Origin of the sequence: Roseovarius sp. MBR-78 (genome assembly GCF_040547535.1) — a bacterium.
GTDB lineage: Bacteria > Pseudomonadota > Alphaproteobacteria > Rhodobacterales > Rhodobacteraceae > Roseovarius.
Genome location: NZ_JBEPPX010000004.1, coordinates 30348 through 43513, shown reverse-complemented (window position 1 = coordinate 43513; position 13166 = coordinate 30348). Strand labels below are relative to the sequence as shown.

Sequence of the window (13166 nt, the reverse complement as noted above, 5' to 3'; positions counted from 1 at the left end):
ACCATAATGAGAGGAAATCCAGAATGGATATGACCACACTCACCGCATTGCAGGGCTATTCCGGCCTTCGTGGTGCCACCCGGTCAGAGCCCGCAGAACAGACAGCGCCGGGCCTTGCCGCGCTGGCGCGCGATTTTGCCGCCACCTTGCAGGAGGGCGAGGATACCGCCATCGCCGCCATGACCGGCGAGGCCGACCCGCACGCGCTCGTGCAGGCGCTGGTGCAGACCGAGCTTGCCGTCGAGACCGCCGTGACCGTGCGCGACCGCGTGGTCGAGGCCTATCAGGAAATCCTGCGGATGCCGGTCTGAGGCGATGGAACAGGAACTCCTCTTCTACGACACGCTGCGCGAGGGGCTCTGGGTCTCGGTGATCGTGTCGTTTCCGATCCTTGTGGTGGCGCTTGTCGCCGGACTGCTTGTCGGGCTGTTCCAGGCGCTGACCTCGATCCAGGAGCTGACGCTCACCTTTGTCCCCAAGCTTGGCGCGATCGTCCTCACCTTCTGGCTCAGCATGGGGTTCATGACCCAGACGCTCGTGACCTTTTTCCAGGACCGGCTCGTGCCGCTCATCATCGGAGGCTAAGCAATGGAAGCCACAGGATACACCACGCTCACCCGGCAGACGGGGCTGATGCGCGAAATGCAGATCGTGGCCAACAACATCGCCAATACCGCGACCACCGGCTACCGCGCCGAGGGGCTGGTATTCTCCGAATTCGTGCGCCGCACAGACGGCGGGCCGTCGCTGTCGATGGCGCGCGGCAATATCCCCGTGACCTCGCGCGCGCAGGGCCCGCTCGCCGCCACCGGCGGGCGGTTCGATTTCGCCATCGAGGGCGAGGGCTTCTTTCTGATCGAGACGCCCGAGGGCGAGCGGCTGACCCGCGCCGGGGCCTTCTCCCTCTCGGCCAATGGCGATCTGGTGACCGCCGACGGGTTTCGCGTGCTCGACGCGGGCGGCGCGCCGGTTTTCGTGCCGCCCGATATCGGCGAGCCGGGGCTTGCCCCCGACGGCACGCTGAGCGGCGATGGGCGCCCGCTGGCACAGCTTGGCCTGTTTCGCCCGGTGGGCGATGGCGCGCTCACGCGCGTGGGCGGCAATCTCTACGAGTCCCCCGCCGGGGTCGAGCCGGTGGTTGAGGGGCAGATATTGCAAGGATTTCTCGAAGGCTCGAACGTCGATCCGATGGCCCAGATCGCCCGCCTGATCGAGGTGCAGCGCGCCTACGAGATGGGCCAGAGCTTTCTCGATACCGAAAACGAGCGCGTGAGAGACGCGATTGACACCTTCACCCGCTAACCCAAAGGAGCCACGATATGCGCATTCTCAAGATCGCCGCGACGGGCATGGCCGCCCAGCAGATGCGTGTGGAAACGATCTCCAACAACCTCGCCAACATGTCCACCACCGGCTATAATGCCCGCCGCGCCGAATTCTCGGACCTGCATTACCAGCAGGTCACGCGCGCGGGCACGATCAGCGCCTCCGACGGCTCGGTCCTGCCCACCGGCGTGCAGCTTGGCCTTGGCGTCCGGCCTTCGGCAATTTCCGTGACCCTCTCGCAAGGCCCGCTGCGCGCGACCGGCGGCGATCTCGACGTGGCCATTGACGGTGCCGGGTTCCTCGAAGTGACGCTGCCCTCGGGCGAGGCCGCCTATACCCGCGATGGCGGGCTCAAGCGCTCGGCGGATGGGCTGATCGTGACCTCAGATGGCTTTCCCCTGGCCCCCGAGATCACCATCCCCGACGATGCGCGCAGCCTGTCGATCAATCCCGAGGGCGAAGTCTTTGTGTTTTTCGACGATACCGCCGAGGCGCAATCCATCGGCCAGCTCAACCTCGTCGGTTTTGCCAATACCAAGGGGCTCGAGGCGCTCGGCGGCAACCTCTTCCAGGAGACCGAGGCCTCGGGGCCGCCCAATGTCACCACCGCCGGCGAGGACGGGCTCGGCACCTTGCGGCACGGCTATCTCGAGGATAGCTCGGTCGATCCGGTGCGCGAGATCACCGAGTTGATCGAGGCGCAGCGGGGCTATGAGCTCAACGCCAAGGTCATCACCGCCGCCGACCAGATGCTCGCCGCGACGACGCAGGTGCGGTGATGCGGGCCGCGCTCCTTCTTCTCACCCTCATGGTGGCGTTGCCTGCGCGGGCCGACCGGGTAGAGCCGGTGCGCGTGATCCGACCGCAGGAAATCATCGCCCCCGAGGACGTGATCCTGCGCGAGGGGCCGCCTGCCGGACGCCTCGCGCTCGACGAGGTGATCGGACGCGAGGCGCGCGTCGCGCTCTATCCCGGCCGCGCGATCCGCGCGGGCGATATCGGCACGCCCGCCGTGATCGAGCGCAACCAGTTGGTGCCGCTTGTCTACATGCATGGTGGACTCCGGATCAAGACCGAGGGGCGCGCGATGGCGCGGGCGGGCGCGGGGGAATATGTGCGCGTGATGAACCTTTCGTCACGCGCCACCGTGATCGGACGCGTCACCGCATCCGGGCGAATCGAAGTGTCACGATAGGTGAGATAATGCTCAGGATAGTGATCATATGCGCTTTCGTTTTCGCCCTTGGCCTCGCCGGGTGCGGTCGGCTGGATCATATCGGCAAACCGCCAAGCCTCACGCCCACGATGAATGCAAGCGAGCAGCTCGCCATGCTCGATCCCGGCCTTCCGTCGGAGTCGGTCAACCGCACGCCCGTGCAGGAGGCCTCGCTCTGGAGTGCGGGGCGGCGCTCTCTTCTGGGCGACCGGCGGGCGGCGCGGCGCGGTGATATTCTCACCGTGGTGATCGAGATCGACGAGGAGGCGGAGATTTCCAACGCCACGTCGCGCCGCCGCACCGGTGCGGAAAACCTGTCCATTCCCGATCTCTTCGGCATCCCGCAGCGCATCGACAAGACCCTGCCCGAGGGGGCTACCCTCGACCGCGCGGTCGGGATCGATTCGTCGAGCAGCTCCGGCGGCGACGGCTCTGTAAGCCGCAGCGAAGAGCTGACCCTGCGGGTCGCGGCAACGGTGACCGGGGTGCTGCCGAATGGCGTCCTCGAAATCAGCGGATCGCAGGAGGTGCGGGTGAATTTCGAGCTGCGCGAGCTTCTGGTGAGCGGTTTTGTGCGGCCCGAGGACATCTCGCGCCAGAACGAGATCAGCCATGACAAGATCGCCGCCGCGCGGATTTCCTATGGCGGGCGCGGGCAGATCACCGATGTTCAGCAACCACGCATCGGCCAGCAAGTGCTCGACGCGATCCTGCCATTCTGACAGCCCAGCAAGGAGAGCCCGAGATGATCCGCAAACTGCTTCCCGTCCTGATGGCGCTCATCGGCACCGGCGCGGGGGTCGGCGCGGGGCTTTTCTTCGCACCCGTCCCCACCGAAGACGCCGCGACAGACGCGCAAGCGCCGCAGGCGCAGGGCGAGGAAGCGGCCCCTGCCGCGCCCGGCTCCGAGGCCGTGACACGCGATTTCGTGCGCCTCAACAACCAGTTCGTGGTGCCGATCGTCGAAGACGGGCGCATCGGCGCGATGGTGGTGCTGTCGCTCAGCATCGAGGTGACGGCGGGCAATGCCCAGACCGTGTATGCGCTCGAGCCGAAACTGCGCGACGGGTTCCTCCAGGTGTTGTTCGACCATGCCAACCGGGGCGGCTTTGACGGCGCTTTTACCAATGCCAACAGCATGGATGTGCTGCGCCGGATGCTGGCGCAGGTGGCGCATGATCTGCTTGGCCCGGTGGCGCACGGGGTTCTCATCACCGAGATCGCGCGTCAGGATACCTGATCCGGCCCGCCATCCCGCCGCATCCGCATCATCACCCCAAGCCCCTCGAGCAGCGCGGCCTGCTGCCCATCCTGCCGGGCCCGCGCCTCTGCCAGTGACCGCGCGTGCAGCGCGCGCGCCGCCTCGGCGCGGCCAAAGGCGCGGCGCTGCGCGGGCATGGCGTGTTCCTTGCGCGCCAGCACCTGCGCCAGCGCATCCCGAAGCGTCGCCCGGTGCCGTGCAAGCCATCCCTGCCAGGCCAGATCGGCCCCGATTTCGCGCACCCCGCGCAACGTATCCTCGGGCAATCGGCGCGCGTCATGGGCCTGCGCATCGAGCCGCGCCAGCGCCATGCGCAGCCGCGCCTCCTCGTCGCGCAACGCGCGCAACCGCGCCGCCTCGCGCTCAAAAAGCGCATCGGTCAGGTCGCATAGCGCGGCATGGTCGTCTCGCCTCATCCGAAATGCCTCGCCTTGCGGCGCATGGCATCGGCAAAGCGGATCGACGCCGCCACCGCGCGATAGTGACGCGGGTCGATCTCCTGGCCGATGTCGGTCTCGGCGTGGAGCGCGCGCGCCACCGGCGGATCGTGATGCACCGGCACACCGTTTTCATGCGCCAGCGTGCGGATGCGCAGCGCGATATGATCGACCCCCTTGGCCACGCAAACCGGGGCCGCGCCCGGTGCCCGGCTCCAGCGCAGCGCCACGGCGTAATGGGTCGGGTTGACGATCACCACATCGGCCTTGGGCACATCCTCCATCATCCGCCCCGAGGCGATTTCCAATGCCCGCTGACGGCGTTGCTGTTTCATCTGCGGATCGCCCTCGTGATCCTTGTGCTCGTCGCGCATCTCCTTGTGCGACATCCGCTGCCGACGGGCATGATCGAACCGCTGCCAGAAGAAATCCGCCACGCCGATCAGCAGCGCGAGCACCATCACCACGGCCAGAAACGCGATCGACATGCGCGCCATCACCGCCCCGATCTGCCCCGGCTCGGCATGGAGCGCGGCGGCCATGCGTGGCAATTGTCCGGCGAGAAACACCCCGAGCAGCGCGCTGAAGGCGATCAGCTTCACGGTGCTCTTGGCAAATTCGAAAAGCCCGGTCGGCCCGAACTTGTTCTTGGCATTCTCGATCGGGTTGATGCGCGACAGTTTCGGCTCGAGCTTGGCCGGAGCGAAGACAAGGCTGCGCTGCGCCACCACCGACAGAAGCGCCACCCCGCCCGGCAGCACGAAGAACGCCGCGAGCGCCCCCGCCACCCCCGCCAGAAGCCCGCCCAGCGCCGCCATCCCCGCACCGCCCGAGAAGACCAGCGGCGCGAGGCGGTCGGGCTGATCCAGCAGGCGCATCATCCACGATCCCGCCGCATCGACCGACCCCGCCCCCACCGCGAGCGACGCAAGCAGAAAACCCGCATAGGACCCGGCGGTATTGAGATCAGCGGAGCGCGCGAATTCGCCCTTCTCGCGCGCCTGTGCAAGCTTGTGCTCGGTGGCCTCATGGGTCTTGTCGCTGTCATCCTGCTCCCCGGCCATCAGCGCCCCCCGACGGGATCGGCGAGAAACCCGCCCAGACCGCTGGCCCAGATGGAGATCATCATCGGCGCGAGCAAAAACAGCAGGACAAGCCCCGCCGCCGTGATCGCGGGCGCGCCGACAAACACCACCATGAGCTGCGGCATGGCCCGGTTGATGACGCCAAGCGTGAGGTTGTAGAGCATCGAGGCGATCACAAACGGCGCGGCAAGCGTAAACGCCAGACCAAAGGCATGGGCCACGCGCGCGACGCCCCATTCCGCCACCCCCGCCGCCGGCGGCGCAAGGCCCGGCGGGAACAGCCGGTAGCTCTCGATGGCAAACTCGGCAAGCCGCAGATGCAGGCCCAGGATCATCGCCAGCGCCAGCGCCCCACTCATCAACAGGTGCCCGATGGCGGGCATCGGCGTGATGCTGGCCCCGCCGAGGATCTGCGACAGCGAGGTTGATTGCGCGGCGATCGCCCCGGCGGTCTGCAAGGCCAGCACGAAGAGGCGGATACCGAGGCCAAGCATCAGGCCGATGGCAGTCTCGATCACGATGAAGCCGAGGATAGTGGGGCCAGGCCGCGCCAGCGCGCCAAGCTCGGGCGCGAGCGCAGGCGCGGTGATGGCCGAAAGCGCGAGCGCGAGGCCCAGCTTGATACGCATCGGCACCGTGGCCTCGCCGAAACCGGGAAAGAGCGCAACCATCGGGGCGACCCGAAAAAACACGAGCGCGTGCAGCCAGAGCATATCCTGCGAAAATGCAATCAGCGCCTCGATCCCGGTCATGCCGCCACCACCCCCACCAACGCCGGTTGCGCCTCGACGCCGATCTCCTCGAACGACAGGACCGGCGCGCGGATCCGCCGGGCCGCGAGCGCCGTGCGCAAGAAGCGCCGCCGCTGGCCCGAGGTGATAACCGCCGGCGTGATCCCGCGCTCGAGCGCGGTGCTGACCTGCTCTGCAATGCCCGTGGTGAGCGTATTGAATAACTCCGGCGGCAGTGCCACGTCGGGGCGGCCGCGCTCGGCCTCGACCTGGTGGGAGAGGAACCGCTCCTCCCATTCCGGCGCGAGTTGAATGAGCGGCAGCGTGCCGTCGGGGCGCATCAGTTCGGCCACGAGCTGAAAGCCAAGCCGCTGGCGCACATGTTCACAAACCGCCTCGGCCCCCGCGGCACCTTGCCGCCCCTCCGCCGCCGCCTCGATGATAAGCGGCAGGTTGCGGATCGAGACCTGCTCGGCCAGCAAGAGCCGCAGCACGCCGTGAAGCAGGTCCGGCGCGATGCGGTCGGGGATCATCTCTTCGAGCAGCTTGCGGTTGGCCTCGGCGCGGTCGCGATCGGCAAGGTTGACCATCTCGTCGAGCAGGCGGCGCATCGCCTTCATGGTCAGAAGGCGGCTGAGATTGCGGCGGATGACCTCCAGCAGATGCGTCGCCAGAATCTCGCCGGGAGAAACCACCGTCGCGCCGCCCAGCGCTGCCCGGTCGCGCGCCGCCGCCGCAATCCAGCGCGCGGGCGCTTGATAGACCGGCTCGCGCACGGACTCTCCGGGCGGCAGATCAGGATGGCTCTCGGGATCGAGCACCAGAAGATGATCGGCGCGCAGGCTCGCGCGGGCCTGCTCCACGCCTTGAATGCGGATCGTATAGCTGCCCGCGTCGAGGGCGGGATCGTCGGTCAGGCGTATCTCGGACAGGATCAGCCCGTAGCGCGTCGCGATATGGCGGCGCATGTTGGCGATGCGCGCGTCAAGCCCCTCGCCGGGATCGAGCACCATGTTGATGAGGTCGGGCGCGAATTCGACGTGGATATCATCAAGCTCCAGGATATCGCCCATCGTCGGCTCGGGCGCGGGCGCCCCCGCCGTTGTCTCATCCGCCTGCGGCACGGCCACTGGCGCGCGCGCGCCGTAAAGAGCGACCCCGCCAAGCGCCAGCCCGCCAAGGATAAAAGGCACGAACGGCAGCCCTGGCACCAGCGCGAACAGCACCATAAGCACCGCGACGGTGGCCAAAGCCGCAGGATGGCGCACGATCTGGCTCGCGATCGCGGTGTCGGTGGCCCCAAGCGTGCCGCCGCGCGCCAGCAAAAGCGCCGAGGCGATGGAAATGACCACCGCTGGGATCTGCGTCACCAGCCCGTCCCCCACGGTGAGGATGGCATAGGTCTCGAACGCCTCGCCAAGCCGCATGTCATGGACCAGCGTGCCCATGACCAGCCCCATCACGAGGTTGAGAAGGGTGATGAGCAACCCGGCAATGGCATCGCCCTTGACGAATTTCGACGCCCCGTCTAGCGAGCCGAAAAACGTGGTTTCCTGTTGTTCGCGCAGACGCCGCTCGCGCGCCTCCTCGTGCGAGATCGCCCCGGCCGAAAGATCGCTGTCGATCGCCATCTGCTTGCCCGGCATGGCGTCGAGCGCGAAACGTGCGCCCACCTCGGCCATGCGCGTGGCCCCCTTGGTGATGACCAGGAAATTGACGATCAGCAGCACGCCAAAGACGACCAGCCCCAGAAACACGCTACCCCCCATGACGAAATTGGCAAACCCCTCGATCACGTGGCCGGCGGCACCGGTGCCGCTATGACCCTCGCCGATGATGAGCTTGGTTGACGACACGTTGAGCGACAGGCGCAGCATCAGCGACGCCAGAAGGATCGTCGGGAAAGACGAGAAATCGAGCGGGCGCTCTATGAAGAGCGTGACGGTGAAGATCAGGATCGCCAGCGCGAACGACGCCGCGAGCCCGATATCGAGCATCCACGACGGCACCGGCAGGATCATCATGACAATGATCGCCATGAGAACCAGCGCCATAAGCACCGTGGGCTGAAATATCTGCGCGCGGGTCAGGCGCGGCATCGGCTTACCTCCGCGACGGGAGGTGACGCGAGGGGCGAGGCGGTCATGCGCGCACCCGCCAGACGATCCCCGGCGCGGGCTATGGGCGAAAGCGGTCTGTTGCTGGGCATGAATTGTCCTTGGCTGTGCCGACCGACGATTGGGTCGTGCCTGAACCCTGCGCGATGATGGTTGAGATTCGGTTAGCCATGATACGGAGTCATTGCCGGGCAGGCTCTGGCGGCGGGGCCGCAAGCAGGCGCTGCATCGCGCCACGAAGGGCGGTGCTGCGCTCCAGAAGCGCGCGATGCGCAGCCACCCCGGCCTCCTCTCCCGCCTCGGCAATATCTGCATCCGCAGCCATGATCTCGCCAATCTCACGGATCTGCGGATCTGCCGCCTGCGCCAAGATCGCAGCTTGGCCGACATGCAAGGCGGCTCGATCCGCGCGCCGGTCAACGTCATGCGCGGCAAAGAGCTTTAGCGCACCGGTGTGATCGCCGCGTGCGGCAAACGCTTCGGCGCGCAGCAGGTCGACCTCATCCCCCGACAATCCCAGAAGTTCGCGCAAGGCTTCGGCCGGGCGATCCTGCGCCAGTGCAATCCGCGCGCGCACCAACTTGCGCGCCTTGCGGTCTGCCCCGGTCTCCGCTCCCTGGATCGGCGCGACATGGCGGGCCGCCTGCGCCGGGAAGCCCAGATCGAGCAGACGGCGCGCGACGGCAAGAGACACCGGCGCATCGAGGGTGCCCGGCGGCGCGATCCGATCCGCGATGATGGCGCGCAAGAAGGTGATGTCATCGCCGTAGGTCACCAGATACGTCGCCAGAACCGACGCGACCCGTGGCACCGCGGCGGCCCCGACCGAGGGGCGCAACCGATCGAACTCGGTCATCGCCTCATCAAAGGCCCCCGATGCCGCAAGCGCCGAAAGATATCCCAGGGTAAGCCGCTCACCGAGCGGCGTACCACGATGCTCGAACGCCAGCGCTCCGGCCAGTTGCGCATCGTCAAAGCCAACCGGGGCCTCGCGGGCGAGGGCGCTTTCGATCGTCTCGGCCAGCGCTATCCCTGTCTGCTCCGAATTGGTGCGGGTGATCTCGCGCAGGGTGGTTTGCGCGGTCTCGGGCTTGCCGGTCTCGCGGGCGAGCGCGGCGCGCGCCAAACCCTCCTCAGCATCGGAGGGCGCGTCGCCGCCGGGCATCTGCCGCAAGAGGGCATCGGCGGTTGCGTGGTGCCCGGCGCTGGTCAGCCGCTGCACGAGCGCCGGGCCCACGGCGCGCCGCACGCCATCGGGCAACGCGACGAAGCTGCGTTGAAGCGCGCGATGGTCGAACACGGCCTCATCGGGCAGGCGCGGCATCGCAAGGATCGCCCAGAGCACCCCCGGCTCGCCACAGCCGAGCGCGCCCGCGATGCGCGACCCGTCGGGAACAGACCCGGTCTCGACAAGCGCGGCCAACTCCCGCGCGGCCGCAACCTCGGGTGATCTGGCGTCGAGCCAGCCAAGAACTTGCCGCGCCTCGATCCCAAACCCATGATGGATATAGAGGCGTGCAAGTCGCAGGGCGCTGGCCTCGTCCACGCTATCGAACTCCCCGAAAAGCATGCTGTTGAGCCGCCCGACCTCGGAGGCAAACGGGCCCGCGCCACCCCATGCGGCCACATCAATATGCGCCGCTTGCGGGCAGGTCCGCGCGGGGAGATCGGGAGGCGCGCCGCCGGTGATATCGCGATCCATGCTGGTGGTCGCGCGCAATCCGGGCACGGCGATATGGCGCGCGGCCTCTTGTGGGGGCGGCATGGCGGGGTCCGGATCGGTGGCCTGCGGCAGGGGGACTAGGGCCGCATCGACGGGGCGCGGCGCGCGTTGCGCCGACTGGTTCACTGTCGGCGTGACAAGCCCTTGGCTGGCCGCGCGGCCAAGCTGTTGGCTCAGCGCCAAACGCATTTCCCGGAGCGCGTCATCGGCCTGCGCTGCGACAGAAGGGGCAACCGCCTGTGCAGACGGCCCCGCGCTGATCCGTGGCCCCAACCGCTCGGCCAACGCGGCCCCGGCGATGGATGTGACAGGAGCCGCGAGCCCGGCCGACACGAGGCTGCCCTGTTGCGGGGCCGTGACCGGGCGCAGGCGGGCGGTTGGGGCGGGCGGCTCGGGCGGGGGATCGGCGATGTCGAGCACCAGCATGTTGCCCCCATGCCAGAACGGCGACACCTCGCAGGCGCAGGCAAATTCCAACTCGAGCCGCCCCTCCCCTGGTGCCGAGATCGCACGCAGGCGCTGCCGGTCGATCCGGTCGAATACCGCCCCAAGATCGAAGCGCAGCCCCGTGCCATCGAAGATCACCGATACCCCGGTCTCGCGCGGCTCGATCTGCCAGGGCGTGCGCGCGGGCAGGTCGATCACCAGCCGGTCAAAGCCGTCATGCGCCCCGGAGCGCACGGGCACCGTCTGCGCGGCGGCACCGCCCGCAATCGCCGCCAGCCACAGGATGGCGCATGTGACAAGGCGGCGCATGCGGCGCGAATCGGGCCATAACCGGATCATGCCGCATCCTGTTTCGTGGCCTTGAGCGCCTCTTCGAGATCGCCAAAGCCGGGGCGATTATGCGACGGGGTGTTCTGTCGCCCCACCTCGATACAGATATTGGCCGCGTGATTGTGCAGGTTGGCCACCAGAACCTCGCGGATGAGCTGATAGAAATGGGCATCCTCCTCGGTCACGTCGCGCAGACGGGTGGCAAAGGGGCCAACGAACCCATAGGCGAGAAATACCCCCAGAAAGGTGCCGACAAGCGCCCCGCCGATCATCTTGCCGAGGATTTCCGGCGGCTGGTCGATCGAGGCCATCGTCTTGATGACCCCCAGAACGGCGGCGACGATGCCCAGAGCGGGCAACCCGTCGGCCATGGTCTGAAGCGCGTGGCTGGGAAGCAGGGCGTGGTGTTGATGCGCCTCCATGCGCTTTTCCAGAACCTCTTCGACCTGGTGGGGATCGTCGTAGTTCATCGAGGCCGAACGCAGCGTATCGCCAATGAGCGAAACCGCCTCGGGATCGGCGAGGATGCGGGGATACCGCTTGAAAATATCCGACTCGGCCGGAGCCTCTATATGCTCCTCGACGGCGACCGGGTTTTGCCGCGCGAGGCGAATCAGCGTGAAGAGAAGGCACAGCAAATCGCGGTAATCGTCCGGTTTCCAGCGCGGCCCCTTGAACACCCGACCGAGGCCCTTGAACGTGTGCTTGATGGTGGAGATATCGTTGCTGATGAGAAAGGCCCCGATGGCAGCGCCGCCGATCATCATCATCTCGAACGGGGCGGCGTGGAGGATGATACCAAGCTTGCCCCCGGCGACGAGATAGCCGCCAAAGACCATGACGAACACAACCACAATGCCAACGACGCCGATCATCGCCTTCTCCGTCCAGATGAGATCAACGCCATCATGCCGCCGACCGGTTAAGAAACCCTCACCACGTGCCGGTCATTCGCTTGCGGCATTGCGCCCGGCAAGCACCACGCTGAGCATATGCGCGGCCTCGGGCGACAGCCCGGCCATGATCTCCGCCGCCGCATCGGGGCGCATCCGGGCGAGGAAACCGGCGGCAAAGCTTGCATCCATCTGCTCGAAAAGCGCCGCCGCCTGCTTGGGTTTCATGGTCTCATAGACCCGTGTGAGCCGGGCGATGTCATCCTCGGCGGCGGTCTCGGCGATGGCGAGCGTGCGGCGCAGCGAATCCTCGGCTGCGGCCAATTCCTCGAGCTTGCGCGCGATCTGCGCATCGACGAGGGCCAGCGCCTCGCGCCGATCAGCAAGCGCCGCCTCATCCTCCGAGAGCCGCGATTCGCGCGCCGTCATTTCGGTGAGAAGCTGTTGCAGATCGGCGGGCGTTTCGCATTGCGCCGGACTGTCCGGCGCGCGCGCAGCATCCGCCTCGCTGCGCGCCATCGCCTGGCCAACACCATCGCCAAGCCGCACCAGCGCCGAACCCAAAAGCAGCGCCGCGATCACCGCGAGCGTGCCGCGCGGGCGCATCCGCATCCGGAACCGCGCGCGGCTCATATCGCGGACTCGCGGTCGGCGGGCGCGCTGCGGCGAAAGACCGGGCCAGCCTCACTTTCGGCCGGGGGCGATGCGGGGCGCGACGGTGGCTCTGGCACGGGCTCGGGCAGATCGTGCATCGCCGCGACCAGAAGCTCCAGCCGCTTGGCCACCGTCTCGGCGCGCTCGGTAAGCGCCTCGAGCGTGCGGCTCTCCGTCCCGGCGGCCTTTTGCGCGGCCTGCAAGGTGCGTGCGAGATCGTCAACCTGCGCCGAGAGCACGGCAACCGCGCCGCCGACCCCGGTTTCGAGATCGTTGAACCGGCTGAGCCTGCGCGCGAGGACGTGACAGTAAAGCCCCGCCCCGAGCGCGCCCGCCACCAGCAAAATATCGGCAATCAGGTCCATATCCCCTCCCTTCAGTTGAGCACGAATTCCATCACCAGCAGGTCGTTGACGCGCGCCGCGCCCACCACTGCCTGCACCCGCCGCAACATCTGCGCGCGCAATCGCGGCAGCGCGGCGCTTTCCTCCAGATCGGCAAGGCGCAGCGCCCGCAGATAGGTGTTGAGTACATCGACGATGCGCGGCATGACGCGGGTGACCTCAGCCGCCTCGCCTTTGGGCACTTCAAGCTCGGCGCGAAACCGCAGGTGGCGGTTTTGCCCGTTATCGGCAAAGGACACGATCAGCGGCTCGATCGGCACGTAGACCAGGTTGCTGAAATCGACGACATGTTCGGAGCGCGCACCGTTGGGCGTATCCGCGCCTTCGGCCCCGCGATCCGCCCTGCCGAATGGCAACAATCCGGCCCACACGGCATAGAACCCGGCCCCGCCACCGGCCAGCGCCAGAATCAGCCCGATGACCAGCGGCAGCCGCGACGGCGCGGCGCGGCCAGCGCTATTCCCCGTCTCTTCGGTCATGGCCATGATGCGATCCTCTTTCTTGCGATGGATTTCATCATAACCCGTCAGGAACTAACCGAA

At 67.4% G+C, this 13166-nt stretch carries 16 protein-coding genes; 7 read left to right on the top strand and 9 right to left on the bottom strand.

Features of this window, described 5'->3' with window-relative positions; all coding sequences use genetic code 11:
• The first annotated feature begins 23 nt into the window (after nt 1–23).
• The 7 genes from fliE to ABIE58_RS04255 are packed head-to-tail and all read left to right on the top strand — an operon-like array spanning nt 24 to nt 3782.
• Nucleotides 24–311 carry a flagellar hook-basal body complex protein FliE gene (gene fliE / locus ABIE58_RS04285; protein ID WP_354543454.1) on the top strand — a complete coding sequence of 96 codons (288 nt, stop codon included), beginning with the start codon at nt 24–26 and terminating at the stop codon, nt 309–311.
• 4 nt (nt 312–315) lie between these two features.
• Entirely contained in the window at nt 316–585 is a 270-nt protein-coding gene (locus ABIE58_RS04280) for a flagellar biosynthetic protein FliQ (protein WP_354543453.1), read from the top strand.
• Between the two features lie 3 nt (nt 586–588).
• Nucleotides 589–1302, top strand: a complete 714-nt coding sequence (locus tag ABIE58_RS04275) for a flagellar hook-basal body complex protein (protein ID WP_354543452.1) — start codon at nt 589–591, stop codon at nt 1300–1302.
• Between the two features lie 17 nt (nt 1303–1319).
• The gene (flgG, locus tag ABIE58_RS04270) at nt 1320–2105 is read left to right on the top strand and encodes a flagellar basal-body rod protein FlgG (RefSeq protein WP_354543451.1); all 786 of its coding nucleotides are present in this window, start codon (nt 1320–1322) and stop codon (nt 2103–2105) included.
• Entirely contained in the window at nt 2105–2521 is a 417-nt protein-coding gene (gene flgA, locus ABIE58_RS04265; RefSeq protein WP_354543450.1) for a flagellar basal body P-ring formation chaperone FlgA, read from the top strand. The genes flgG and flgA overlap by 1 nt, the downstream gene beginning before the upstream one ends.
• Nucleotides 2522–2529: 8 nt before the next feature.
• The gene (gene flgH / locus ABIE58_RS04260) at nt 2530–3264 is read left to right on the top strand and encodes a flagellar basal body L-ring protein FlgH (RefSeq protein ID WP_354543449.1); all 735 of its coding nucleotides are present in this window, start codon (nt 2530–2532) and stop codon (nt 3262–3264) included.
• Nucleotides 3265–3287: 23 nt separating this feature from the next.
• Nucleotides 3288–3782 carry a flagellar basal body-associated protein FliL gene (locus tag ABIE58_RS04255; protein ID WP_354543448.1) on the top strand — a complete coding sequence of 165 codons (495 nt, stop codon included), beginning with the start codon at nt 3288–3290 and terminating at the stop codon, nt 3780–3782.
• Here the strand turns inward: ABIE58_RS04255 and ABIE58_RS04250 are convergent.
• From ABIE58_RS04250 to ABIE58_RS04210, 9 genes are all read right to left on the bottom strand, one after another.
• Entirely contained in the window at nt 3770–4219 is a 450-nt protein-coding gene (locus tag ABIE58_RS04250; protein ID WP_354543447.1) for a hypothetical protein, read from the bottom strand. The genes ABIE58_RS04255 and ABIE58_RS04250 overlap by 13 nt on opposite strands.
• Nucleotides 4216–5304: an EscU/YscU/HrcU family type III secretion system export apparatus switch protein gene (locus tag ABIE58_RS04245; RefSeq protein WP_354543446.1), complete on the bottom strand. Its 1089-nt coding sequence runs from the start codon at nt 5302–5304 to the stop codon at nt 4216–4218. The genes ABIE58_RS04250 and ABIE58_RS04245 overlap by 4 nt, the downstream gene beginning before the upstream one ends.
• On the bottom strand, nt 5304–6077 hold the full coding sequence (locus tag ABIE58_RS04240; RefSeq protein ID WP_354543445.1) for a flagellar biosynthetic protein FliR: 774 nt from the start codon (nt 6075–6077) through the stop codon (nt 5304–5306). Before ABIE58_RS04240 ends, ABIE58_RS04245 begins: the two co-directional genes overlap by 1 nt.
• Nucleotides 6074–8155 (bottom strand): flagellar biosynthesis protein FlhA, encoded by a 2082-nt coding sequence (gene flhA / locus ABIE58_RS04235; RefSeq protein WP_354543444.1) that lies wholly within the window; start codon nt 8153–8155, stop codon nt 6074–6076. The genes ABIE58_RS04240 and flhA overlap by 4 nt, the downstream gene beginning before the upstream one ends.
• Nucleotides 8156–8354: 199 nt before the next feature.
• Nucleotides 8355–10682: a hypothetical protein gene (locus ABIE58_RS04230; RefSeq protein WP_354543443.1), complete on the bottom strand. Its 2328-nt coding sequence runs from the start codon at nt 10680–10682 to the stop codon at nt 8355–8357.
• The gene (gene motA / locus ABIE58_RS04225; protein ID WP_354543442.1) at nt 10679–11548 is read right to left on the bottom strand and encodes a flagellar motor stator protein MotA; all 870 of its coding nucleotides are present in this window, start codon (nt 11546–11548) and stop codon (nt 10679–10681) included. Before motA ends, ABIE58_RS04230 begins: the two co-directional genes overlap by 4 nt.
• A gap of 72 nt (nt 11549–11620) precedes the next feature.
• Complete coding sequence (locus tag ABIE58_RS04220; RefSeq protein ID WP_354543441.1) at nt 11621–12199, bottom strand: MotE family protein; 579 nt, start codon at nt 12197–12199, stop codon at nt 11621–11623.
• Entirely contained in the window at nt 12196–12585 is a 390-nt protein-coding gene (locus ABIE58_RS04215; protein ID WP_354543440.1) for a hypothetical protein, read from the bottom strand. The genes ABIE58_RS04220 and ABIE58_RS04215 overlap by 4 nt, the downstream gene beginning before the upstream one ends.
• Nucleotides 12586–12596: 11 nt before the next feature.
• The gene (locus ABIE58_RS04210) at nt 12597–13109 is read right to left on the bottom strand and encodes a flagellar basal body-associated FliL family protein (protein ID WP_354543439.1); all 513 of its coding nucleotides are present in this window, start codon (nt 13107–13109) and stop codon (nt 12597–12599) included.
• Between the last annotated feature and the right edge of the window lie 57 nt (nt 13110–13166).

Bases quoted from the DNA above. Each gene is read 5' to 3' on its own strand.
- fliE (WP_354543454.1), top strand. From the start codon at position 24: ATGGATATGACCACACTCACCGCATTGCAGGGCTATTCCGGCCTTCGT.
- ABIE58_RS04280 (WP_354543453.1), top strand. From the start codon at position 316: ATGGAACAGGAACTCCTCTTCTACGACACGCTGCGCGAGGGGCTCTGG.
- ABIE58_RS04275 (WP_354543452.1), top strand. From the start codon at position 589: ATGGAAGCCACAGGATACACCACGCTCACCCGGCAGACGGGGCTGATG.
- flgG (WP_354543451.1), top strand. From the start codon at position 1,320: ATGCGCATTCTCAAGATCGCCGCGACGGGCATGGCCGCCCAGCAGATG.
- flgA (WP_354543450.1), top strand. From the start codon at position 2,105: ATGCGGGCCGCGCTCCTTCTTCTCACCCTCATGGTGGCGTTGCCTGCG.
- flgH (WP_354543449.1), top strand. From the start codon at position 2,530: ATGCTCAGGATAGTGATCATATGCGCTTTCGTTTTCGCCCTTGGCCTC.
- ABIE58_RS04255 (WP_354543448.1), top strand. From the start codon at position 3,288: ATGATCCGCAAACTGCTTCCCGTCCTGATGGCGCTCATCGGCACCGGC.
- ABIE58_RS04250 (WP_354543447.1), bottom strand. From the start codon at position 4,219: ATGAGGCGAGACGACCATGCCGCGCTATGCGACCTGACCGATGCGCTT.
- ABIE58_RS04245 (WP_354543446.1), bottom strand. From the start codon at position 5,304: ATGGCCGGGGAGCAGGATGACAGCGACAAGACCCATGAGGCCACCGAG.
- ABIE58_RS04240 (WP_354543445.1), bottom strand. From the start codon at position 6,077: ATGACCGGGATCGAGGCGCTGATTGCATTTTCGCAGGATATGCTCTGG.
- flhA (WP_354543444.1), bottom strand. From the start codon at position 8,155: ATGCCGCGCCTGACCCGCGCGCAGATATTTCAGCCCACGGTGCTTATG.
- ABIE58_RS04230 (WP_354543443.1), bottom strand. From the start codon at position 10,682: ATGATCCGGTTATGGCCCGATTCGCGCCGCATGCGCCGCCTTGTCACA.
- motA (WP_354543442.1), bottom strand. From the start codon at position 11,548: ATGATCGGCGTCGTTGGCATTGTGGTTGTGTTCGTCATGGTCTTTGGC.
- ABIE58_RS04220 (WP_354543441.1), bottom strand. From the start codon at position 12,199: ATGAGCCGCGCGCGGTTCCGGATGCGGATGCGCCCGCGCGGCACGCTC.
- ABIE58_RS04215 (WP_354543440.1), bottom strand. From the start codon at position 12,585: ATGGACCTGATTGCCGATATTTTGCTGGTGGCGGGCGCGCTCGGGGCG.
- ABIE58_RS04210 (WP_354543439.1), bottom strand. From the start codon at position 13,109: ATGGCCATGACCGAAGAGACGGGGAATAGCGCTGGCCGCGCCGCGCCG.